The sequence below is a fragment of the Pseudomonas capsici genome, from assembly GCF_017165765.1.
Lineage (GTDB): Bacteria > Pseudomonadota > Gammaproteobacteria > Pseudomonadales > Pseudomonadaceae > Aquipseudomonas > Aquipseudomonas capsici.
Genome location: NZ_JAFGZD010000023.1, coordinates 1 through 22,656, shown reverse-complemented (window position 1 = coordinate 22,656; position 22,656 = coordinate 1). Strand labels below are relative to the sequence as shown.

General features: G+C 57.9%; 19 protein-coding genes and 1 other RNA gene. 11 read left to right on the top strand and 9 right to left on the bottom strand.

What is annotated here, in order from left to right:
- Positions 1-118 precede the first annotated feature (118 nt).
- The 5 genes from carA to grpE form a co-directional block, all read right to left on the bottom strand.
- Entirely contained in the window at positions 119-1,255 is a 1,137-nt protein-coding gene (gene carA / locus JSY17_RS22290; RefSeq protein WP_117166317.1) for a glutamine-hydrolyzing carbamoyl-phosphate synthase small subunit, read from the bottom strand.
- A gap of 213 nt (positions 1,256-1,468) precedes the next feature.
- The gene (gene dapB, locus JSY17_RS22285; protein WP_117166318.1) at positions 1,469-2,272 is read right to left on the bottom strand and encodes a 4-hydroxy-tetrahydrodipicolinate reductase; all 804 of its coding nucleotides are present in this window, start codon (positions 2,270-2,272) and stop codon (positions 1,469-1,471) included.
- 24 nt (positions 2,273-2,296) lie between these two features.
- A complete protein-coding gene (gene dnaJ, locus JSY17_RS22280) occupies positions 2,297-3,430 on the bottom strand; it encodes a molecular chaperone DnaJ (protein ID WP_117166319.1) in 1,134 nt (377 codons plus the stop codon).
- A gap of 324 nt (positions 3,431-3,754) precedes the next feature.
- Complete coding sequence (gene dnaK, locus JSY17_RS22275; RefSeq protein ID WP_117185917.1) at positions 3,755-5,671, bottom strand: molecular chaperone DnaK; 1,917 nt, start codon at positions 5,669-5,671, stop codon at positions 3,755-3,757.
- A gap of 103 nt (positions 5,672-5,774) precedes the next feature.
- On the bottom strand, positions 5,775-6,338 hold the full coding sequence (gene grpE / locus JSY17_RS22270; RefSeq protein ID WP_117166321.1) for a nucleotide exchange factor GrpE: 564 nt from the start codon (positions 6,336-6,338) through the stop codon (positions 5,775-5,777).
- Positions 6,339-6,609: 271 nt separating this feature from the next.
- Here grpE and recN point away from each other — a divergent pair, with 271 nt between their 5' ends.
- The gene (gene recN / locus JSY17_RS22265; protein WP_117166322.1) at positions 6,610-8,283 is read left to right on the top strand and encodes a DNA repair protein RecN; all 1,674 of its coding nucleotides are present in this window, start codon (positions 6,610-6,612) and stop codon (positions 8,281-8,283) included.
- A gap of 51 nt (positions 8,284-8,334) precedes the next feature.
- On the opposite strand, the gene fur is transcribed toward recN, so the two are convergent.
- A complete protein-coding gene (fur, locus tag JSY17_RS22260; protein WP_025258484.1) occupies positions 8,335-8,742 on the bottom strand; it encodes a ferric iron uptake transcriptional regulator in 408 nt (135 codons plus the stop codon).
- 98 nt (positions 8,743-8,840) lie between these two features.
- Between fur and JSY17_RS22255 the strand changes: the two genes are divergently transcribed.
- The gene (locus JSY17_RS22255; RefSeq protein ID WP_117166323.1) at positions 8,841-9,362 is read left to right on the top strand and encodes an outer membrane protein assembly factor BamE; all 522 of its coding nucleotides are present in this window, start codon (positions 8,841-8,843) and stop codon (positions 9,360-9,362) included.
- A 66-nt stretch (positions 9,363-9,428) separates the two neighbouring features.
- Here the strand turns inward: JSY17_RS22255 and JSY17_RS22250 are convergent, their stop codons facing one another.
- Positions 9,429-9,743: an RnfH family protein gene (locus JSY17_RS22250; RefSeq protein WP_117184048.1), complete on the bottom strand. Its 315-nt coding sequence runs from the start codon at positions 9,741-9,743 to the stop codon at positions 9,429-9,431.
- Positions 9,736-10,170, bottom strand: coding sequence for a type II toxin-antitoxin system RatA family toxin (locus tag JSY17_RS22245; RefSeq protein ID WP_117166325.1), 435 nt, complete (start codon positions 10,168-10,170; stop codon positions 9,736-9,738). Before JSY17_RS22245 ends, JSY17_RS22250 begins: the two co-directional genes overlap by 8 nt.
- Before the next feature lie 227 nt (positions 10,171-10,397).
- Between JSY17_RS22245 and smpB the strand changes: the two genes are divergently transcribed.
- Positions 10,398-10,880 carry an SsrA-binding protein SmpB gene (gene smpB / locus JSY17_RS22240; RefSeq protein ID WP_025258480.1) on the top strand — a complete coding sequence of 161 codons (483 nt, stop codon included), beginning with the start codon at positions 10,398-10,400 and terminating at the stop codon, positions 10,878-10,880.
- A gap of 103 nt (positions 10,881-10,983) precedes the next feature.
- On the opposite strand, the gene JSY17_RS22235 is transcribed toward smpB, so the two are convergent.
- Entirely contained in the window at positions 10,984-11,751 is a 768-nt protein-coding gene (locus JSY17_RS22235; protein WP_117184050.1) for a GntR family transcriptional regulator, read from the bottom strand.
- 356 nt (positions 11,752-12,107) lie between these two features.
- Here JSY17_RS22235 and JSY17_RS22230 point away from each other — a divergent pair, with 356 nt between their 5' ends.
- The 8 genes from JSY17_RS22230 (at position 12,108) to JSY17_RS22195 (ending at position 22,583) form a co-directional block, all read left to right on the top strand.
- Positions 12,108-13,799, top strand: a complete 1,692-nt coding sequence (locus JSY17_RS22230; RefSeq protein WP_117184051.1) for a lactate permease LctP family transporter — start codon at positions 12,108-12,110, stop codon at positions 13,797-13,799.
- 95 nt (positions 13,800-13,894) lie between these two features.
- Positions 13,895-14,719, top strand: a complete 825-nt coding sequence (locus JSY17_RS22225; RefSeq protein WP_117184052.1) for a (Fe-S)-binding protein — start codon at positions 13,895-13,897, stop codon at positions 14,717-14,719.
- Positions 14,716-16,173, top strand: a complete 1,458-nt coding sequence (locus JSY17_RS22220; protein ID WP_206403070.1) for a LutB/LldF family L-lactate oxidation iron-sulfur protein — start codon at positions 14,716-14,718, stop codon at positions 16,171-16,173. The genes JSY17_RS22225 and JSY17_RS22220 overlap by 4 nt, the downstream gene beginning before the upstream one ends.
- On the top strand, positions 16,173-16,844 hold the full coding sequence (locus JSY17_RS22215) for a LutC/YkgG family protein (RefSeq protein WP_206403069.1): 672 nt from the start codon (positions 16,173-16,175) through the stop codon (positions 16,842-16,844). Before JSY17_RS22220 ends, JSY17_RS22215 begins: the two co-directional genes overlap by 1 nt.
- Positions 16,841-19,651: an FAD-binding and (Fe-S)-binding domain-containing protein gene (locus tag JSY17_RS22210; RefSeq protein WP_206403067.1), complete on the top strand. Its 2,811-nt coding sequence runs from the start codon at positions 16,841-16,843 to the stop codon at positions 19,649-19,651. The genes JSY17_RS22215 and JSY17_RS22210 overlap by 4 nt, the downstream gene beginning before the upstream one ends.
- 123 nt (positions 19,652-19,774) lie before the next feature.
- Entirely contained in the window at positions 19,775-20,062 is a 288-nt protein-coding gene (locus JSY17_RS22205; RefSeq protein WP_117184056.1) for a hypothetical protein, read from the top strand.
- Positions 20,063-20,177: 115 nt separating this feature from the next.
- Positions 20,178-20,569: a transfer-messenger RNA gene (gene ssrA, locus JSY17_RS22200) on the top strand.
- A gap of 1,003 nt (positions 20,570-21,572) precedes the next feature.
- On the top strand, positions 21,573-22,583 hold the full coding sequence (locus JSY17_RS22195; RefSeq protein WP_206403380.1) for a DUF5677 domain-containing protein: 1,011 nt from the start codon (positions 21,573-21,575) through the stop codon (positions 22,581-22,583).
- Positions 22,584-22,656 lie beyond the last annotated feature (73 nt).

The following is a 22,656-nucleotide window of genomic DNA, read 5'->3' as shown; positions in this document are numbered from 1 at the left end:
GTAGGTCAGTCGGCAAGCCGTCTTGAACATTTCTTTGCGGTACCAGGGGTGGCGACAACCGGACTCATCGTCCGGGGCCACCCTGGGCACGTGCTTATTACATTCTCAAGGCAACCGCTCAGCGACGCTTGGCCATGGCTTCGATAAAGCGATCAAACAGTGGGGCAACGTCATTCGGGCCCGGGCTTGCTTCAGGGTGACCCTGGAAGCTGAACGCGCTCTTGTCGGTACGCTCGATACCCTGCAGGGTACCGTCGAACAGCGACTTGTGGATGGCGCGCACGTTACCCGGGAGGGTCGACTCGTCAACCGCAAAACCGTGGTTCTGGCTGGTGATCATGACGACGCCGGTGTCCAGATCCTGGACCGGGTGGTTGGCACCGTGATGGCCGTGACCCATTTTTACCGTCTTGGCACCGGAAGCCAGAGCCAGCAACTGGTGACCCAGGCAGATACCGAAAACCGGAATCTCGGTTTCCAGGACTTCCTTGATGGCCTTGATGGCGTAGTCGCATGGCTCGGGGTCGCCAGGGCCGTTGGACAGGAAGACACCGTCCGGGCTGTAGGCCAGTACATCGCTGGCCGGCGTTTGCGCCGGAACCACGGTCACGCGGCAACCGCGCTCGACCAGCATGCGCAGGATGTTGACCTTGACGCCGTAGTCGTAGGCCACGACGTGGTATGGCAACTCGGCGGCAGGGATTTCAGGATGGCTGTCGGTCTTCAGGCTCCAGACACTGGAACGCCACTCGTAGCTGTCCTTGGTGCTGACCACCTTGGCCAGATCCATGCCCTTGAGGCCCGGGAAGCCGCGAGCGGCTGCGATTGCGGCCTCTTCGGAAATGTTGTCACCGGCAACGATGCAGCCGTTCTGTGCGCCTTTCTCACGCAGGATGCGGGTCAGGCGACGGGTATCGATGCCTGCGATGGCCACAACGTTGTTGGCCTTGAGGTACTCGTCCAGTGGCTGCTTGTTGCGCCAGTTGCTGGAAACCAGTGGCAGGTCACGGATCACCAGGCCTGCGGACCATACGCGATTCGATTCGGCGTCTTCAGGCGTGGTGCCTGTGTTGCCGATGTGCGGGTAAGTCAGAGTAACGATTTGCTGGGCATAGGAAGGATCGGTAAGGATTTCCTGATAGCCGGTCATTGCGGTGTTGAACACCACCTCACCAACGGTTTGCCCGTCGGCTCCAATGGCTTGGCCACGAAAAATGCTGCCATCAGCAAGGGCGAGTATGGCTGGCTTAGTCAAGAAGACCTCCCGTAAATAAAGCCTGAAAGGGCGATCGCAGGTTGCAAAAAAGCGGAATGACGTAGATACGTCACCCCGCTTTCTTATAGATTCATCTGCGCGCTTTTAGTGGACACACTAAAGCTGTAGCTTACAGAAAAACCCTTTTTGGGTCTACCACCAATGAGCCCGAAAACCCACGGAATGCGACAAGGCTGAATCCGGCACTTGCAATCAGCGCAGCTCCAGCACGTCCTGCATGTCATAAAGACCAGGAGCCTTGCCATCGAGCCACATCGCAGCCCGAACGGCCCCCTTGGCAAATGTCATGCGGCTGGAAGCCTTGTGGGTGATCTCGACACGCTCGCCATCGGCAGCGAACAGAACGGTATGGTCACCCACGACATCGCCAGCCCTGATGGTCGCAAAACCGATCGACTGACGATCGCGGGCACCGGTCTGACCTTCACGGCCATAGACGGCAACCTTCTGCAGATCACGCCCCAGCGCCTCGGCAACCACTTCACCCATGCGCAACGCCGTACCCGAAGGCGCGTCGACCTTGTGACGGTGGTGAGCTTCGGTGATTTCGATATCGACGTCGTCACCCAGCACGCGAGCAGCCGTATCCAGCAGCTTCAGGCAGAGGTTCACACCGACACTGAAGTTGGCAGCAAAAACGATGGGAATCTCTTTCGCCGCCTCAGCCAGTTGCAGTTTCTCTTCAGCACTGAAACCCGTGGTGCCGATGATCATGGCCTTGCCCGCCTTGCGGCAGAAAGCCAGATTCTTGAGCGTGACCGTAGGGTGCGTGAAGTCGATCAACACATCGAACTCGTCGGCAACCCGGGCAACATCACCCGACAACGGCACGCCGATACGACCCAACGCCGCCAGTTCTCCGGCATCGGCACCGACCAGCGTGCTGTCCGGACGATCGATGGCAGCCGTCAGCCCGGCACCCGGCGCCGACAGAACCGCCTCGATCAAAGTCTTACCCATGCGCCCGGCGGCGCCTACCACAGCAATACGTCGCATAACCTTCTCCTGCCCAGTCAGCCCTTACAAGTCACCGAAGAAACGCTTCACACCCTCGAACCAGCCACTGGCTTTCGGGGAGTGGGAGTCGTCGCCTTCAAGGGAGGTACGGAACTCTTCGAGCAGCTCACGCTGACGCTTGCCGAGATTGACCGGCGTTTCAACCGCTACCCGGCACATCAGGTCGCCAGCACCGCCGCCACGCACCGGAGCCACACCCTTGCCACGCAAGCGGAACTGCTTGCCGGTCTGGGTACCTTCAGGAATCTTCAACTTGACCCGACCATCCAGCGTCGGCACTTCAAGCTCACCACCCAGCGCCGCGTCAGTGAAACTGATCGGCACTTCGCAATACAGATGCTTGCCGTCGCGCTGGAAAATGGCGTGCTCACGCACATTGATCACAACGTACAGGTCGCCGGTCGGCCCGCCCTGGGAGCCCACTTCACCTTCACCGGACAGACGGATACGGTCACCGGTATCGACACCCGGCGGAACCTTGACCGACAGGGTCTTGGATTCTTCGACACGGCCTTCGCCATGGCAGGAATCGCACGGATCGGAAATGATCTTGCCGTGACCATGGCAACGAGGGCAGGTCTGCTGCACGGAGAAGAACCCCTGCTGCATGCGCACCTGGCCAATACCGCCACATGTCGGGCAAGTAACTGGCGAAGAACCCTTCTTCGCGCCGCTGCCATCGCAAGGCTTGCAATTGACCAGCGTCGGAACACGGATATTGACGGTAGTACCGCGAACCGCCTCTTCGAGATCCAGCTCAAGCGTGTAGCGCAGATCGCTGCCGCGCTGTGCGCCGCCACGACCGCCACCCCCACGGCCACCGCCGAAGAAGTCACTGAACACGTCACCGAAGATATCGGAGAAGTTCGCACCGCCAGCACCGCCACCGAAACCGCCGCCACCCATGCTCGGATCTATGCCGGCATGACCGTACTGATCGTATGCCGCACGCTTGCTGGCATCGGACAGAACTTCATAGGCCTCGTTGGCCTCTTTGAACGCCTCTTCCGCAGCCTTGTCATCAGGGTTGCGGTCAGGGTGATGCTTCATCGCAAGGCGGCGGTAAGCCTTTTTCAGCTCAGCCTCGCTGGCGCCCCGCTCCACCCCCAACACTTCGTAATAATCACGCTTTGCCATAATTCTTCCGCACTCTTGAGGACGTCCGGCAAAACCCTCCTGAGCCTTGCCAAACTCGTTGAGCCCCATACAGGCCCGGACCCAACTCACGTCAATTCAACGATCCTGGTCTTGTTTAGACAGCCAGTTGCCTGACCGAGAAAGCGGCAGAACGAGCCGCCACGCAGGAGCATGACAGCCTTGCCACAGGGCGCACGGACCAAAATCCGCACGCCGGAATTTTGCCTGTTCCAGACACGCCAACGCGGGAGCAAGCTCCCGCGCGGCGACATCCTACCAGCCACCGCTCGGAACGGGTCAACTGGCTTTCAAGCAAGCCTGCGCTTACTTGTGGTCTTTCACTTCTTCAAACTCGGCATCGACGACGTCGTCGGCCTTGGCTTTTTCTTCAGCTGGCTTGGCGGCCGCTTCCGGGTTTTCGGCCTGCTCAGCGTACATTTTCTGAGCGATTGGCGCGGAAACCTTGGACAGCTCTTCGATCTTGGCTTCGATAGCAGCCTTGTCGTCGCCCTTGACGGCAGCTTCCAGAGCAACCACAGCAGCCTCGACAGCGGTCTTCTCTTCTGCGGTCACCTTGTCGCCAGCATCGCTGACCATCTTGCGAGTCGAGTGAACCAGTGCATCGCCCTGGTTACGGGCAGATGCCAGCTCTTCGAACTTGCGGTCTTCTTCGCTGTTGGCTTCAGCGTCGCGGATCATCTGCTGGATTTCTTCATCCGACAGACCCGAGTTGGCCTTGATCACGATGGACTGCTGCTTGCCGGTCGCCTTGTCTTTCGCGCCTACGTGCAGGATGCCGTTGGCGTCGATGTCGAAGGTTACTTCGATCTGTGGAACGCCACGTGGAGCTGGTGGAATCTCGGCCAGATCGAACTTGCCCAGAGACTTGTTCTGACCGGCTTGCTTACGCTCACCTTGCAGCACGTGAATGGTTACAGCGCTCTGGTTGTCATCGGCAGTCGAGAAAACCTGCGATTTCTTGGTAGGAATCGTGGTGTTTTTCTCGATCAGCGCAGTCATCACGCCGCCCATGGTTTCGATACCCAGAGTCAGCGGGCTCACGTCCAGCAGCAGAACGTCCTTGACGTCACCAGCCAGTACCGCGCCCTGGATGGCAGCACCCATTGCAACAGCTTCGTCAGGGTTGACGTCTTTACGAGCTTCCTTGCCGAAGAACTCGGTAACCAGCTTCTGAACCAGCGGCATACGAGTCTGACCACCGACCAGGATCACGTCGTTGATCGAACCGATGTCGATACCGGCATCTTTCAGAGCGATACGGCAAGGCTCGATGGTGCGCTGAACCAGATCTTCAACCAGCGATTCCAGCTTGGAACGCGAGATCTTCACGTTCAAGTGCTTAGGACCGGTAGCGTCTGCAGTGATGTACGGCAGGTTGACGTCGGTCTGCATGCTCGAAGACAGCTCGATCTTGGCCTTTTCAGCAGCTTCTTTCAGACGCTGCATCGCCAGCGGGTCACCCTTGAGGTTCATGCCGCTTTCTTTCTTGAATTCGTCGACGAGGTAGTCGATCAGACGAATGTCGAAGTCCTCACCACCCAGGAAGGTGTCGCCGTTGGTTGCCAGCACTTCGAACTGGTGCTCGCCGTCAACTTCAGCGATTTCGATGACCGACACGTCGAAAGTACCGCCACCCAGGTCATAAACGATGACAGTGTGGTCGCCCTTCGCCTTGTCCATGCCGTAAGCCAGAGCGGCTGCGGTTGGTTCGTTGATGATGCGCTTCACGTCCAGACCCGCGATGCGACCGGCATCCTTGGTAGCCTGACGCTGGCTGTCGTTGAAGTAGGCCGGAACGGTGATGACCGCTTCGGTGACGGACTCACCGAGGTAGTCTTCGGCGGTCTTCTTCATTTTCTTCAGGATTTCGGCAGAAATCTGAGGAGGAGCCATCTTCTGGCCATTTACTTCAACCCAGGCGTCGCCGTTGTCAGCCTTGGAAATCTTGTACGGAACCATCTGGATGTCTTTCTGGACGACATCTTCTTCAAAACGACGACCGATCAGACGCTTTACTGCGTACAGAGTGTTGTGCGGGTTGGTCACCGCCTGACGCTTGGCCGACTGACCGACGAGGATTTCGCCGTCGTTGGCGTAGGCAATGATCGAAGGGGTGGTACGAGCGCCTTCAGCGTTCTCGATAACCTTGACGTTGCCGTTTTCCAGAATAGAGACGCAGGAGTTGGTGGTCCCCAGGTCAATACCGATAATCTTGCCCATCTTTGACTCTCCCGAAACTTTTGATTTGGTTGCCGCAACTGCGTTTACAGATTGCGGTAGCTCTTAAACGCTTGGCCTTTAAATGGGGGCCGGACAGCCGATTTCAAGCCTGCTCATCAATTGATGGCGAAACAGGCGACGGTGCCTTGCTGACCACGACCATGGCCGGACGCAACAGACGACCGTTGAGCTGATAGCCCTTCTGGAACACTTTCAGAACGCTGTTTGGCTCGACATCCGCGCTTTCCTGCATGGCCATTGCCTGATGATGTTCGGCATTGAATGGCTGGCCGTGCGGGTCGATTGCCTCCAGCTGATAACGCTTGAGGGTGTCGTTGAACATCTTGAGCGTCAGCTCGATACCTTCACGCATCGGACGAATGCTTTCGTCGTCCGGGCTGGACAGGTCCAGGCCACGCTCCAGGCTGTCGACGATAGGCAGCAGATCGCCTGCGAATTTCTCCAGAGCGAATTTGTGAGCCTTTTCCACATCCTGTTCTGCACGACGACGTACGTTCTGCAGATCCGCAGCTACACGCAGGGACTGATCCTGTGCCGCTGCCAGTTGTTCTTCGAGCACCTGCACACGAGTTGCAAGATCGTCACCCGAAGCTGTCTCGCCAGCCTGGTCCTGGTTCTGCGCATCCAGATTCTGTTCGTCAGCCATAGTGTTCTCCTCTCAAAAACGTCCGCGAACCCATCTCGCGCTTCTGCCCCCCTATATGGGAACGGATTTTCAGGCTTCAAGGGCTGGGCATGACGGATATGCGCATTGGCTGAAAATTTCCCGGATCGCCCATGGGCCGAGGGAACCGGTTTTCATCGCTCCCCGGACTAAAAAAGCGTGCAACCCGATCAAAACGAGCTAAACCCAAGCATTGTCAGAAGCAAATGAAACACTGTATAAATAACCAGACAAATCGCTTGGGAGCCACTCCATGCTGGTGCACCTTTCCGTACATAACTACGCCATCGTCGAACACCTTGATCTGGAACTGGATCGAGGCATGAGCGTAATCACTGGCGAAACCGGTGCCGGCAAGTCGATCATGCTCGACGCCCTGGGCCTGACGCTCGGCGATCGCGCCGATAGTGGCGTCGTTCGTCCAGGTGCCGACAAGGCCGACATTCTGGCCACCTTCGATCTGGCCGATATTCCCGAAGCGCAAGGCTGGCTCAAGGAGCGTGACCTGGATAACGACGGTCCGTGCATTCTGCGGCGGGTCATTACGGCCGAAGGGCGCTCACGCTCCTATATCAATGGCACGCCCTGCCCCCAAGGCGACCTCAAGTCTCTGGGCGAACTGCTGATCGACATCCACAGCCAGCATGAACACCAGTCGCTGCTGAAAACCGATACCCACAGACGCCTGCTGGACGAATACGCCGGTGCCACCGAACTGGCACGCCAGGTGCAACTGGCGGCCCAGCGCTGGCGCCAGACCCGCCAGGAGCTGGAGCAACTCTCCAACTCCGGCGATGAACAGCGCGCACGGCATCAGTTGCTCAGCTATCAACTGGAAGAACTGGAAGGCCTGAGCCTGGGCGAAAACGAGCTGGAACAGCTCGAACAGGAACACAAGAACCTGACCAACGCCGAAAGCCTGCTGAGCATCTGCCGTCAGGTCGTGGAGCAATGCAGCGAGAGCGATTCGGGCAATGTGCTGAATGCCCTGACCGCCAGCCTGAATCGCCTGGGCAGCGTCAACAACTCGCCGACAGCCCTGAGCGAAGCCACCGACCTGCTGTCCAGCGCGCAGATACAGATAGAAGAAGCCGTCGGCGAACTCAACCGTTTCCTGGACCATTTCGACGCCGACCCGGCGCGCCTGCAACAACTCGAAGAGCGTCTGGACAGCATCTATACACTGGCGCGCAAGCACCGTATCCAGCCGACCGAACTGGGCTCGCTGCAGCAAAAGTTGCTGGACGAAATCGAAACCCTCAATGCCAACGACGAGTCCATCGAACGACTTGAGCGCGAGCTGGCCTCCTTCGCCCGCCATTATCAGGAAAAGGCCCGCGAGCTGAGCGACATGCGCATGCGCGCCTCAGGCGAACTGGCCCATGCCGTCGAAGAGGAAATCCACCGTCTGGGCATGCCCGGCGGACGATTCGCCATCGAGCTGAAGCCCAATACCGGCAACGACCTGCTACCCCACGGCCTGGAACAGGTCGAGCTGCTGGTCAGCGCCAACCCCGGGCAACCGCTCAAGGCTCTGGCCAAGGTCGCTTCGGGGGGCGAACTGTCACGCATCAGTCTGGCGATCCAGGTAATTACTGCCCAGACCTCACGAGTACCAACCCTGGTGTTCGACGAAGTGGACGTGGGCATCGGCGGGCCGACCGCCGAGATTGTCGGGCAGTTGCTGCGCCGCCTGGGCGAACGCGGACAAGTGATGACCGTCACCCACCTGCCGCAGGTAGCAGCGCAAGGCCATCAGCATTTGTTCGTGCACAAGGTCAGAGGCAGCGACGCCACCCGCACCGCTGTGGCGAAACTCAACAAGACCGAACGTATAGAAGAAGTGGCGCGCATGCTCGGTGGCATCGATCTGACCAAAGAGTCTCTGGCTCACGCGAAGAAAATGGTCATCACCGCCAACAACTGACCCTTCAGAAAGCACAAAGGCGCCCCTGAGGTCGCCTTTGTCGTCGCTGGCTTACGCCTTTTTGTTCCGAACGTAGAGTACAAGGTTGTGATCGACCAGATCGTAACCGTGCCTCTCGACGATAGCCTTTTGCAGTTTCTCGATCTCTTCGTCGAAGAACTCGATCACTTCGCCGGATTCCACATTGACCATATGGTCATGGTGGCCGCCATCAGCCAGCTCGAACACAGCATGACCGCCATCGAAATTGTGGCGAACCACCAATCCGGCAGCTTCAAACTGAGTCAGAACACGGTAGACCGTGGCCAGACCGACATCCTCGCTAGCCTCCATCAGCGCCTTGTAGACATCTTCGGCACTCATGTGGCGCTGCTCGGCAGAATCGAGCATTTGAAGGATTTTGACCCGCGGCAAGGTCACCTTAAGTCCTGCTTTACGTAGTTCGCTATTTTCAACCATGGTCAGCTTTCTCGCAGACGCTGCTTCGCAGCTTCTCTTAATGCAGGTATGATCCGGGTTTACGTTGTCCCAGCCAAGATAGTGGAAGTCGCCCACCGATGCAAAACACCAAGCTCTTGCTAACCAGTTTCACCCTTGTGGGACTGCTCGCACTCGCCGGTTGTTCATTCCCCGGGGTTTACAAAATCGACATCCAACAGGGAAATGTCGTCACGCAGGACATGATAGACCAGTTACGTCCCGGAATGACCCGGCGGCAAGTACGGTTTATCATGGGTAACCCTCTGCTGACCGACACATTTCATACTGATCGCTGGGACTACCTGTACAGCCTGCAGCCTGGTGGCGGTGAACGCCAGCAGGAACGCATCAGCCTGATCTTCAACGGTAACGATCAACTGGTCAGCCTGTCCGGCGACTTCATGCCCGGCGTAAGCCGCGATGAAGCCATCCTCGGCAACCGCAGCAACCAGACGGTTCCAGCTGAAAACCAGCCACAACAAGCGCCCGAAGCACCAGCCAAACCAGGCTCGCTGCTGGATCAGATCCAGAAGGACGTGGACAGTGTCGAAACTGTTCCGGTGCCTGTGCAGGAACCACTGGAAACAACTCCGCATTAATCGGAAACGTTTTCCACAAAAAAGCCCGGCATGCCGGGCTTTTTGCTATCTGTCGTTCTGAAAGGATCAGGACATGGCGTCTCTGTTCAAACGCGCCCTGGCGGCACGCAAGCGTCGCACTTCCATAGGGTCAGCCAACAGCGGACGATAAATCTCGATACGATCCCCTGCCTGCAACACGCGCACTGAAGGATCTTTCACTGCCTTGCCGAAAATCCCCACCGGACATTGGGCCAGATCCAGTTCAGGAAACCGCTCCTGCATGCCCGAAGCGACAAGCGCCTGCTGCACCGATGAACCTGCCGGAACGGCAACGCTGAGCAACACCTGACGATCGACGGCGGCATGCACCACCTCGATCTGGATCAATTCGTCAGACATGCAGCTCTTTGGCTCGCTGACAAAAGGCATCCACCAGCGTATTGGCGGCCTGATTGAACAGCGGCCCCAGCGTGGCGCGCACAATGGAGCCGGCATAGTCGAAGGTGAGGTCCAGGCTGATCTTGCAGGCCTTCTCACCCAGCGGCTTGAATGTCCAGACACCATGCAACTGATTGAAAGGCCCCTCGACCAGATCCATCACGATGGATTCTCCGGGTACCAGTACATTGCGCGTTACAAACTTCTGACTCAGGCCACCCTTGGCGACCTCCAGGCTTGCGCGCATGTGCGTCTCGCTTTCCTCAAGCACCACCGCCGAGGCGCACCAGGGCAGGAATTCGGAATAGCGGGCCACATCATTGACCAGGTCGAACAAGAACCCGGCCGGATACGGCAAAAGAGCCGAGCGCTGAATATGGGTAGTCATGTGAGCGTCAATTCCAAAGCTGAGCGGCAAACACCACAAGAATGCCTAACGGTGCCACGTAGCGCAGCAAAAAAGAATTCAAGGCTCATCAAATCCCCTGCCTCGCCTGCAGCATCACAACAGGATGGCCTTGAAAAGAGTACACATTGTCCGGGATTCATCCTTCGTGCTCAAGCGCACGCTTTCCCGTAGCCGACATTGAAGCAACTCCCTATAATGCGGCCCCTATGGCTAAGCTCAAGAAACATCCCACAGGGACCATCGCGCAAAATAAAAAGGCGCGTCACGATTACTTCATCGAACACAAGTTCGAGGCCGGTCTGGTCCTGGCTGGCTGGGAAGTAAAAAGCCTGCGTGCCAACAAGGTACAGCTGGTTGACAGTTATGTGCTGCTCAAGGATGGCGAGGCCTGGCTGATGGGCAGCCATATCACGCCACTCAAGACCGCCAGCACACACGTCATCGCTGACCCGACACGCACCCGTAAACTGTTGCTGAACCAGCGCGAGCTCGAAAAGCTCACAAGCTCGGTGCAGCAGAAAGGTTATGCCTGCGTAGCCCTTTCCCTTTACTGGAAGCAGCACTTGATCAAGTGCGAGATTGCTCTGGGCAAGGGTAAAAAGGAATACGACAAGCGCCATACCGAGCGAGAACGCGATTCGGATCGCGAACTGCAACGGGCCGTGCGCAGCAAGGGCAAGGACGACTGATCCCGGTCTGCGGGAGTGGATTTGTCCGCGACTCCTTTTCGCGAATGAATTGGCTCCTGCACGCTCGCCGCGGGAGCGGATTCATCCGCGAAACTGCCCTTGATCACATCTTGTTGCGGCGCTCCGCACGCGCTGTGCGCTGAACCTGTTGCCGCACTTCTTCCAGCACTTCCTGCACATAGGTCAGGTGGCGGCTGGACACTTCACGCGCATCCTCGGCGCGACCTTCGATAATCGCCAGATACAACTCACGATGCTGCTGGATCAGCATGTCGCGGGTCTCGGCGCGCTGCTGATACATCCCGCCGATATTGATCACGACATTACGCTTGAGCAGATCGAACAACCCCCGAATCGTATGCAGCAGCACCGTGTTGTGGCTGGCCTCGGCAATTGCCAGGTGGAAACTGGCATCGGCAGCGCCCTCTTCGGCCCGACTCACCTCATCGGTGCAGGTGTAGCAAGCCTGCAAGGCATCGAAGGCTTCACGCAGGCGCTCGCGGTCCACCTCGGTGGCGCGCAAGGCTGCGTAGTAAGCGCAGGAAGCTTCAAGGGTGTGACGAAACTCCAGCAGGTCGCGCTGGGCATCGGGACTGCTTTCCAATAGATGAAGCAGCGGGTCACTGAAAGTGGAACCCAGGTTTTCGACGACATAGTTACCGCCGCCCTGACGACTGACCAGCAGCCCCTTGGCGGTCAGCTTCTGGATGGCCTCACGCAAGGAAGGACGGGAAACACCAAACTGCTCGGCAAGTGCCCGCTCGGCAGGCAGGCGTCCGCCCGACTTGAGCGTGCCCTCAAGAATCATTCGTTCCAGTTGCTCGACAATATCATCAGACAAACGGCGCTGACGCACCTGATCAAAGCCCATAACCCCTCACTCCATACCCGACTCGTTAGCGGGACCGCGTATTCTCGCCGATCGCCGCCCTTCAGGCACCTGCCAGATGCAGCAGGCTAACCGCATTTTCCTGCGCACCCGACCAAAGTCTTGACGAGACAAATTGACACAACAATAGCAAGGCTTCTAACCTAGCGATCAGACATTGTAAATTGGTATTACCAATTATCCATGCCAGCGTCCGATGGCTGACCTCCATCACGCTGCAAGACCTTCCGATCAGGAAGACTTGAGCTGGTGAACTGTGCGATTCGTCCATCCACATCGGCCATGCACGCACGACACAGAACACCGGGCCTTACCAAAAACAATTAGGGGCCACCTACATGCAGACCTGGCAACAACTCTATACACCTCTGGGCAGTCTGGGCCTTTCCGCCGCCGCTGCGCTTATCCCCATCGTGTTCTTCTTTCTGGCACTGGCCGTTTTCAGGCTCAAAGGCCATATAGCGGGCAGCATTACCCTGGCGCTGTCGGTACTGGTGGCGATCTTCGCGTTCCAGATGCCTACCGACATGGCCCTGGCTGCCGCAGGCTACGGGTTCGCCTATGGCTTGTGGCCTATCGCCTGGATCATCGTCGCGGCGGTCTTTCTCTACAAACTGACCGTCAAGAGCGGCCAGTTCGAGATCATCCGCAGCTCGGTCATGTCGATTACCGATGACCAGCGTCTGCAGGTGTTGCTGATCGGCTTCTGCTTCGGTGCTTTCCTGGAAGGCGCTGCCGGTTTCGGCGCGCCGGTGGCGATTACCGCTGCTCTGCTGGTCGGGCTGGGACTCAATCCGCTGTACGCCGCCGGCCTGTGCCTGATCGCCAACACCGCTCCCGTGGCCTTTGGTGCGCTGGGCATTCCGATCATTGTCGCCGGGCAGGTTTCGGGGATCGATGCGTTCAAGATCGGTGCCATGGCAGGCCGTCAGTTGCCGCTGCTGTCGATATTCGTACCCTTCTGGCTGATGTTCATGATGGACGGTGTCCGGGGCGTCAAGGAGACTTGGCCTGCCGCACTGATTGCCGGCCTGAGCTTTGCGATCACCCAGTACCTCACCTCCAACTTCATCGGCCCCGAGCTGCCGGACATTACCTCGGCACTGGTCAGCATCGTGTCGCTGACACTGTTCCTGAAAGTCTGGCAGCCGCAACGCGCTACGGACTCGCTGGTCGTCAGTGGCGGTGCGGCAGCCATCGCAGGCGGCCCGGGCGGTTTCGGGCAGCAACGCACCAGCGTCAAATCGCCTTACACCTTGGGCCAGATCATCAAGGCCTGGTCGCCCTTCCTGATTCTGACCGCCATGGTCACGGTCTGGACCCTCAAGCCGTTCAAGGCCATGTTCGCGGCAGGCGGTGCCCTGCAAGCCTGGACCATCAACATCGCCGTGCCGTATCTGGACCAGTTGGTGATCAAGGGTACGCCCATCGTAGCCAAGGCCACCGCCATGCCAGCGGTCTACAAGTTCGACCTGATCGCCGCATCGGGCACCGCGATTCTGTTCTCGGCCATTCTGGCCATGATCGTCTTGCGCATCAGCCCGAAGATTGGTCTGACCACCTTCAAGGAGACGCTGATCGAGCTGCGCTGGGCCATCGTCTCCATCGGCATGGTGCTGGCCTTCGCCTTTGTCATGAACTACTCAGGCATGTCTTCGACCCTGGCGCTGGTACTGGCCGGAACGGGCGCAGCGTTTCCGTTCTTCTCGCCGTTTCTCGGCTGGCTCGGTGTATTCCTGACGGGTTCCGATACTTCGGCCAATGCGCTGTTCGGCTCACTGCAAGCCACCACGGCACACCAGATAGGTGTCAGTGATGTGTTGATGGTCGCCGCCAACTCCAGCGGCGGCGTGACCGGCAAGATGATTTCGCCGCAATCCATCGCCGTAGCCTGCGCCGCAACCGGGCTGGTGGGCAAGGAATCGGACCTGTTCCGCTTCACCCTCAAGCACAGCCTGTTTTTTGCCACCATCGTGGGCTGCATCACCTATGCCCAGGCCTACTGGTTCACCGGCATGGTGGTTCACTGATCAACAAGACACGAAGCCCTGACGCCGGCCTGAACCACCGGCGTCAGCCATTCATGCCCTGAACGGATAACCGGGCCCACCCGGAGAAACACCTGATGAGCGAGCTTTTCTACAATGCATCACCCAATGCCACCCGTGTCGCGCCAGCGCGTCATGGGCCACGGCAATACCCCACCGAAAAACCGCAGCGGGTCTATCTGTTCGGCACCTGCGTGGTCGACCTGTTTTTTCCCGAAGCCGGGATGGACGCCATCCACCTGCTGGAACGGGAAGGTATCGCGGTCGACTATCCGCAAGAACAAAGCTGCTGCGGACAACCGGCCTACACCAGCGGCTATACCGAGCAGGCCCGGGAAGTGGCCCGCGCGCAACTGGCGCTGTTCGCGGGTGACCATCCGGTGATCGTGCCTTCCGGCTCCTGCGCCGGCATGTTTCGCGAGCACTACCCCGAACTGTTCAAGGACGAGCCCGACACCCTCGAACAGGTCCGCGCCCTGGCCGCACGCACCTATGAACTGACTGAATTTCTGCTGTTCGTCTGCAAGGCCCGGCTGCACGATCAAGGCCAGCCGATCAAGGTCGCCCTGCACACCTCCTGTTCCGCGCGCCGCGAAATGAACACCCATCTGCATGCCCGTGAACTTTTGTCCCAACTGGCCAATGTGCAGCGTGTCGAACACGATCATGAAAGCGAGTGTTGCGGCTTCGGCGGGACCTTCAGCGTGCGCATGCCGGATATTTCCGGAGCCATGGTCGCCGACAAGACACGCGCTTTGAAGGAGTCCGGCGCAGATCAGATTCTCACTGCCGATTGCGGCTGCCTGATGAATATCAACGGCGCTCTGGAGAAACAACGCGAATCCCTGCGCGGCCTGCATCTGGCGAGCTTCCTGTGGCAACGCACCGGAGAACAGCGATGAACACGCAAACGCGCATTCCGACCGTGGAAGTGGAAACGGACTTCCGCTCTCGTGCCCATGAGGCCCTCGGCGATAAGCAACTACGCGGCAACTTCCGGCGTGCCATGGACTCGCTGATGACCAAGCGCGCCGCTGCTTTCAGCGACCCCGAAGAACGCGAAGACCTGCGTGCACTGGGCAATGCCATTCGCGCCCGAGCCCTGTCCAAACTGCCGGACCTGCTGGAGCAACTGGAACGCAACCTGATCCGCAACGGCGTGAACGTGCACTGGGCCGAAACCGTCGAGCAGGCCAATGACATCGTGCTGTCCATCGTCAACGCCCACGAAGCCAGGCAAGTGATCAAAGGCAAGTCGATGGTCAGCGAAGAGATGGAAATGAACGACTTCCTGGGCGAGCGCGGCGTCGAGTGCCTGGAAGCGGACATGGGCGAATACATCGTGCAGATGGACCACGAAAAGCCTTCGCACATCATCATGCCGGCCATCCACAAGAATGCCGGTCAGGTGGGCAAACTGTTCCATGAAAAACTGGGCGTGGAGTACACCACTGACGTCGACCAGTTGATCCAGATCGGCCGCCGCGTGCTGCGCCAGAAGTTCTTCGAAGCGGATATCGGTGTCTCCGGCGTCAACTTCGCGATTGCCGAAACCGGCACCCTGTTGCTGGTGGAAAACGAAGGCAACGGGCGCATGGTCACCAGTGTGCCACCTGTGCATATCGCCGTGACCGGCATCGAGAAAGTCGTCGAGAACCTGCGCGACACCATCCCCTTGCTGTCGCTGCTGACCCGCTCGGCGCTGGGCATTCCGATCACCACCTACGTCAACATGATCTCGGGGCCGCGCAAACCCCATGAGCTGGACGGGCCGCAGGAAGTGCATCTGGTGCTGCTGGACAACGGTCGCACCCAGGCCTTTGCCGACAGCGAACTGCGCCAGACCCTGAACTGCATTCGCTGCGGCGCGTGCATGAATCATTGCCCGGTCTATACCCGCGTCGGCGGTCATACCTACGGCGAGGTCTACCCCGGCCCCATCGGCAAGATCATTACCCCGCACATGGCGGGCCTGAGCAAAGTGCCAGACCACCCCAGCGCCTCATCGCTCTGTGGTGCCTGCGGCGAAGTGTGCCCGGTCAAGATCCCGATTCCGGCCTTACTGCGCCGCCTGCGCGAAGAAAACGTCAAGGCCCCGGATGCGCCCGACCGGGTGATGCGCGATCAGGGCCGCAAGTATTCACGCAAGGAGCGCCTGATCTGGAACGCCTGGACGAAACTCAATACCTCGCCCGCCCTCTATAAAGCATTCGCGCTAATGGCCACTCGCCTGCGCGGCCTGATGCCCGGCAATGTCGGTCCCTGGACACAGAACCACAGCGCGCCGAAACCCGCTGCCCGCTCGCTGCATGAAATGGCCCGCGAGCATCTGAACAAGCAGTCTGGAGAATCCTGATGAATGCCAAGCAAAACATCCTCGCCAAACTGCGCCAGAGCCTTGCGGGAACGACACCGATTGCCGACAACTTCAATGAAGCTCTGGTGACAGAACCCTGGACCTATGCCCCTGAAGAGCGGGTCGCCCAACTGCGCAAACTGATGGAAGCCGTGCATACGGAAATCCACCTGTGCACGGAAGCAAACTGGCCGACCATACTGGGCGAACTGGTGCATGACCGGCAGTTGCCCAGCCTGCTGATCGCGCCCGGCACCGAGCATGGCCAGCGTGTCGCCGGGCACTGGGCAACCCAGCCGACACTGCCGCCACTCAAGACCTACGACCGGCCCATCGAACAATGGAAAAAAGAGCTGTTCGATGACACCCCGGCCAGCTTCACCACCACCGTCGGCGCGATTGCCGCGACCGGCAGCCTGATCATCTGGCCGACTCGGGAAGAGCCACGCCTGATGAGCCTGGTGCCACCGGTGCATTTCGCCCTGCTCAAGGCCAGCACGATCTACAACAACCTGTGCGAAGCCCAGACGCAACAGAACTGGGCGGGCGGCATGCCGACCAATGCCCTGCTGGTTTCCGGCCCGTCCAAAACCGCCGATATCGAACAGGTGCTGGCCTACGGCGCCCATGGCCCCAAAGACCTTGTGGTCCTGATCGTGGAAGACGCATGAGCCTGCCAGAGAATTTCATTAGCGAAGCCCGGCGCCTGATCCCGGAAAACCGGCGTTTCGACGATCCGCTCTCGACACTGGCCTTCGGCACTGACGCCAGTTTCTATCGCCTGATCCCGAAACTGGTGATCCGCGTCGAATCCGAAGACGAAATAGTGGCCCTGCTCAAACTGGCCCAGACCGAAAAGGTCCCGGTGACCTTTCGTGCAGCAGGCACCAGCCTTTCCGGCCAGGCCATCAGCAATTCGGTGTTGCTGGTGCTGGGCGATAACTGGAATGGCCGGGAAGTCCGGGAACACGGAGCGCAGATTCGCCTGCAACCCGGCGTGATCGGCGCACAGGCCAATGCCTGGCTGGCACCGTTCGGCCGCAAGATCGGCCCAGACCCGGCCTCGATCAACGCCTGCAAGATCGGCGGCATCGTCGCCAACAACGCCAGCGGCATGTGCTGCGGCACTGCGCAGAACACCTATCACACCCTGGCCGGGATTCGACTGGTACTGGCCGATGGCACACGCCTGGACACCGAAGCCCCGGCAAGCGTAGAAGCCTTTCGCCACAGCCACGCCGACCTGCTGGAACAACTCGCCCATCTGGGCCGCACCACCCGCGCCAATACCGAACTGGCCGCCAGAATTCGCCACAAATACCGCCTGAAAAACACCACCGGCCTGTCACTCAACGCCCTGGTGGATTTCGACGAGCCACTGGATATCCTCAGCCATCTGCTGGTGGGTTCCGAAGGCACGCTGGGCTTTATCAGCGCCGTGACCTACAACACCGTACCCGACCATCCGCACAAGGCTTCGGCGCTGATTGTCTTCCCGGATGTGGAAACCTGCTGCAACGCCGTCACCGTGCTCAAAAGCCAGCCGGTCGCCGCTGTCGAGCTGCTGGACCGGCGCAGCATGCGTTCGGTGCAGGACAAACCCGGCATGCCGGCCTTTGTCCGCGAACTCTCGACCAGCGCCTGCGCCCTGCTGATCGAAGCCCGGGCAGCATCCAGCGCCTTGCTGCATGAGCAACTGGCACAGATCATGGCGTCACTGGCGTCCTTCCCGGTCGAGAAGCAGGTCGACTTCACCGAAGACCCACTGGAAAACGCCCGTCTCTGGGCCATTCGCAAAGACACCTTCCCGGCTGTCGGTGCCGTGCGCCAGACTGGCACCACGGTCATCATCGAAGACGTCACCTTCCCGGTCGAACAACTGGCCATGGGCGTGCGCCGCTTGATCGAACTGTTCGACAAACATCGGTACGACGAAGCCATCCTGTTCGGCCATGCACTGGAGGGCAATCTGCATTTCGTCTTCACCCAGGGCTTCAACAACCCGGCAGAGGTCGCCCGTTATCAGGCGTTCATGGACGATGTGGCGGAACTGGTGGCCGTGGAGTTCGGCGGCTCGCTGAAGGCCGAACACGGCACCGGGCGCAACATGGCACCTTTCGTCGAGAAGGAATGGGGCAGCGACGCCTATCAATTGATGTGGCAACTCAAACGCCTGCTCGACCCCAACGGCATTCTCAACCCGGATGTGGTGCTCAGCCACGATCCGCAGATCCATTTGAAGCACCTGAAACCGCTGCCTGCCGCCGACGAAATCGTCGACAAATGCATCGAGTGCGGTTTCTGTGAGCCGGTCTGTCCTTCCAGAGGACTGACCTTGAGCCCGCGACAACGCATCGTCATCTGGCGCGACATTCAGGCGAAAAAACGCACCGGTGCCGACACCCGAAAACTGGAACAGGATTACCACTACCAAGGCATCGACACCTGTGCCGCCACCGGCCTGTGCGCCCAGCACTGCCCGGTGGGCATCAACACCGGCGAGCTGGTCAGGAAGCTGCGCCATCAGCAAGCCAGCCATGACAAGGCTGCCACCTGGCTGGCGCGCCACTTCAAGACTGCCTTGCAGGGCGCACGCTTCACCCTGCATGCCGCCAATGGCGCACGGATGCTGCTCGGCGCGCCGCGACTGACGCAACTGTCGGCCAGCCTGAACAGGCTTTCCGCCGGACGAGTCCCGCAATGGACAGCGGCCATGCCGCAGCCGGAACAGGCAATTCGCGTCAGCCCGACAGTGGAGGATCAACGTCCGAGAGTGGTCTATCTGGCCGCCTGCGTATCCCGCGTGATGGGGCCGGCCGCCGCTGATCGCGAACAGAGCTCATTGCTGGACAAGACCCGCAGCCTGCTGGAAAAGGCCGGCTACCAGGTGGTATTCCCCGACAACCCGGACAACCTGTGCTGCGGCCAACCTTTTGCCTCCAAGGGTTACAACCAACAGGCCGAGAACAAGCGTCAGGAACTGCTGGCGGCCCTGATCACCGCCAGCCGCGGCGGGCTCGACCCGATCTACTGCGACACCAGCCCCTGCACCTTGCGACTGGTCCAGGACCTCAAAGACACCCGTCTGGACCTCTACGACCCGGTGCGCTTCATCCGCACTCACCTGCTGGACAAGCTGACCTTTACCCCACAACAGGAACCCGTCGCCGTTCACGTCACCTGCAGCACCCAGCACCTGGGCGAAAGCCAGGCGCTGATCGAACTGGCGCGCCTGTGCAGCGTCAACGTGGTTATCCCGGAAGGCATTCACTGCTGCGGCTTTGCTGGCGACAAAGGCTTCACCACCCCCGAACTGAACGCCCATGCCCTGCGCTCGCTCAAGGACGCGGTGCAGCACTGCCATGAAGGCATCTCCACCAGCCGCACCTGTGAAATCGGCCTGTCGCAGCATGGCGGTATCGACTACCACGGGCTGGTGTATCTGGTTGACCGGGTAACCCGGGCGAAAAGTGTGTAATGGGCCATGAAAATAAATAGAACCCCTGCGTTTCGTCACAGTCCATCCTTTTGAGCCCTACTTGAACGGGTTTACCCAATCCCTGGGCAACCGCCCAAGCGACCGGCAATCAAGGAGAGAAATATGAAGCGTACCGCCCTGACTGGACTACTCCTCAGCTCTGTCATGCTGGCTTCCCCGGTGTTCGCCGCCGACGACCTGTGCGGCAGCAACTTGCAGACCATCAAGGATGCCCAGGTTTCCACCAACGCCAACCTGAGCCCCGACCTGAAACAGTCCCTGGCCAAGACCGAAACCGACGCACGCGCCGCCCAGGCCAAGGGCGACAACAAGACCTGCGTCGAACTGACCACCCAAGCCATCACCGAACTGAAAAACATCGGCTCGGGCAGCGAAGGCGGCAGCAAGTAAGAACCACGCACCGGGGCCAGCCAGCGAGCAGGCCCCGGTCGGCAAAGCAAGACGCGGGTCGACGCGCCGTCTCAATTGGCGTAGACTCCCGCCCAATGACAGCGAAAGCCGTCACGGGGCCGATTAGGATTCGACGCCGGTGATGAAACTTTAGGTGCATGCCGACTTGGTAACAGAAGTCGTAAATCCACTGTTGCAACTTTCTATAGTTGCCAATGACGAAAACTACGAGGGCTACGCTCTCGCTGCGTAAGCGGCGCGACTAGCTCTTCTGGTAGCTTCGGCTCCAGCAATCATCAGGGGATGCCTGTAAACCCGAAATGATTGTCATATAGAACAGGATCGTCGCTTAGGACGTTGTGGCCGACGCGACTAAATCTTACGCAACTCGCCCAAAGCACCCTGCCCGTCGGGTCGCTGAGGGTTAACTTAATAGACACGGCTAAGCATGTAGTACCGACAGCGGAGTACTGGCGGACGGGGGTTCAAATCCCCCCGGCTCCACCAAATCTGACAAATGAAGACGCCTTAGGGCGTCTTTTTTTGTGGGCGGTGTTTAGTGGGTACTTGGAGTTCAAGGCTTTCGGGGGCTTTGAGCTCCAACCACTCGAGTACTCCAAGAATCCGGTACTATTTTGAAATAGCAGGCGTCCCAGAAGGACCAGATGGGGTACTCAGAGGCATCCGCAGCGTAATGAAACATTGCCAATTAAAAGTTGAAACTGTGCTGCAGCTTATTCGTCATACATACCCGGCCAGCAGTCGCAATTTGCTGGCCTGAAACAAAGCTAAGAAAGCCCCCCTCAGCCAGCCGTAGCATGAGCAAGGACTGAAGGGCTTCCATGAACTGCGAGCGGCCTGCATCTGGCGAGCGTTACGACAGCTCGTGGACAACACCGCACCAATCACACTGGCCATTGCTATCGTATTGACCGTAGCCTTGGCGCCAACCATCAGACTTGAGTTCAGACATAACCAGAACGATGCGGGTTTGACACACATTCGAGGTCAAGCTAGATCTTCAAAATGATTGAATAGCGTACTGCCAACTCAAATGCCACGCAACAACTCCACCTATGCCCCGCACAAGCAACCATTCAAAAGCGGTGGGAATGAAATAATATCGATCTAGTAGTCAAAATTTTTTCTTATTTTCACTCAGCACCTGAAAGACTATATAGACGCTAGCCGGCATTACTACCGATTTATCACCCCTGCTATCTGTGGACGATTAGGAAATCACCGAAAAATTCTGATCGGTGGCTCGAGTAGTCTCGCAGACCTCTAGGTTCTCCTGCGCCCCATCGAAAAAAAAAAAAAAAAAAAAAAAAAAAAAAAAATGAAAAAAAGAAAAAACAATAATTTGAAAAAAAAGAATGGAAAATAAGTAAACCCCCAAGAGTTGCTTTATTACAAGCGTTAACGCCAACACTGAGCAAAGCCCCCCTTATCTATACTTATCGTGCAAGACGGAAAAGTATAAAAATCTCTGATTAAATGGAAAGCGCAAGTGAATAAACCGTATAGATTACAGGAACAACTGGATAAAGCACTAACAGAAGCCACGGCACCTGATAATATTTTACATATAGCTTTGAAAAAATCAATTAAGCGTCTAAATTTAAACTGCGATGACTCTGACCTGAAAGCTTTAGCCAATGCGCTTAGAAATGCCAAGGATGACGAAATTACGATAAAATTAGATACTCCATGCTCTCTCGGCAACACAAGAGAAGAAATACAGGCAGTTATCAACCGGATTGCACTCGACCTGAAAGAAACAATTAATGAGATTTCCTCTCACATAACTGAAACTGTAGAGCAGACTATCTATATCACATTGGAGAAAATGGCTGACTTAATCGAGGAAGAATTACTAAAGCAGGCCATCCATCACACAAAACACCTAAAAGAAATACAAGAGTTACGTGCTAGCACGGTCGAAAATCTTTGGGGCAAAGCCGCAGACCAACTAAACATTCTAGGACATTTATTAATAGAATGGAATGGAGCTGCTTCTGAGCTTAAGAATGGAGCATACGCTAACTCACATACTGCGCTTGCACTGAGCAGGATAATTTTAAGAGCATATAATGTAGTTGGTGAAATCCTAGTTCTCGCAAGAGCTGGATATGCCGACGGTGCATTAGCTAGATGGCGGTCACTTCACGAGATTTGTGTTATTGCGATGTTTTTAAGCAAGCAATCAGATAAATGTGCCAAAATGTACTTAGCACACAGCATAATTGATGAATTACGACTAGCCGAGCCTAGTTACAAAAACATTACAACGGGAGCCAAGAACGCATCCAATGAAAAGTATTTAAACTCTCTAAAAAAACAAAAAATACAACTGATAGAATCATTTGGCCCAGCTTTCGCCAAAGACCTAGGATGGGCCGCGGTGGAGTTAGGCCGTACAAAAATCACCTTTCGGGAATTAGAAAGCATTGTTGAAATGGGAATTTTGAGACGAGGCTATCAGCATGCCAATAACGCCATTCATGGAGGAGCACTGTAAGCGTCCGGCGAACTCACCTTGCGTAAGTCAGGCCGGCATCCACTGATGCGGCAGTAACTGCCCGATCTCACTG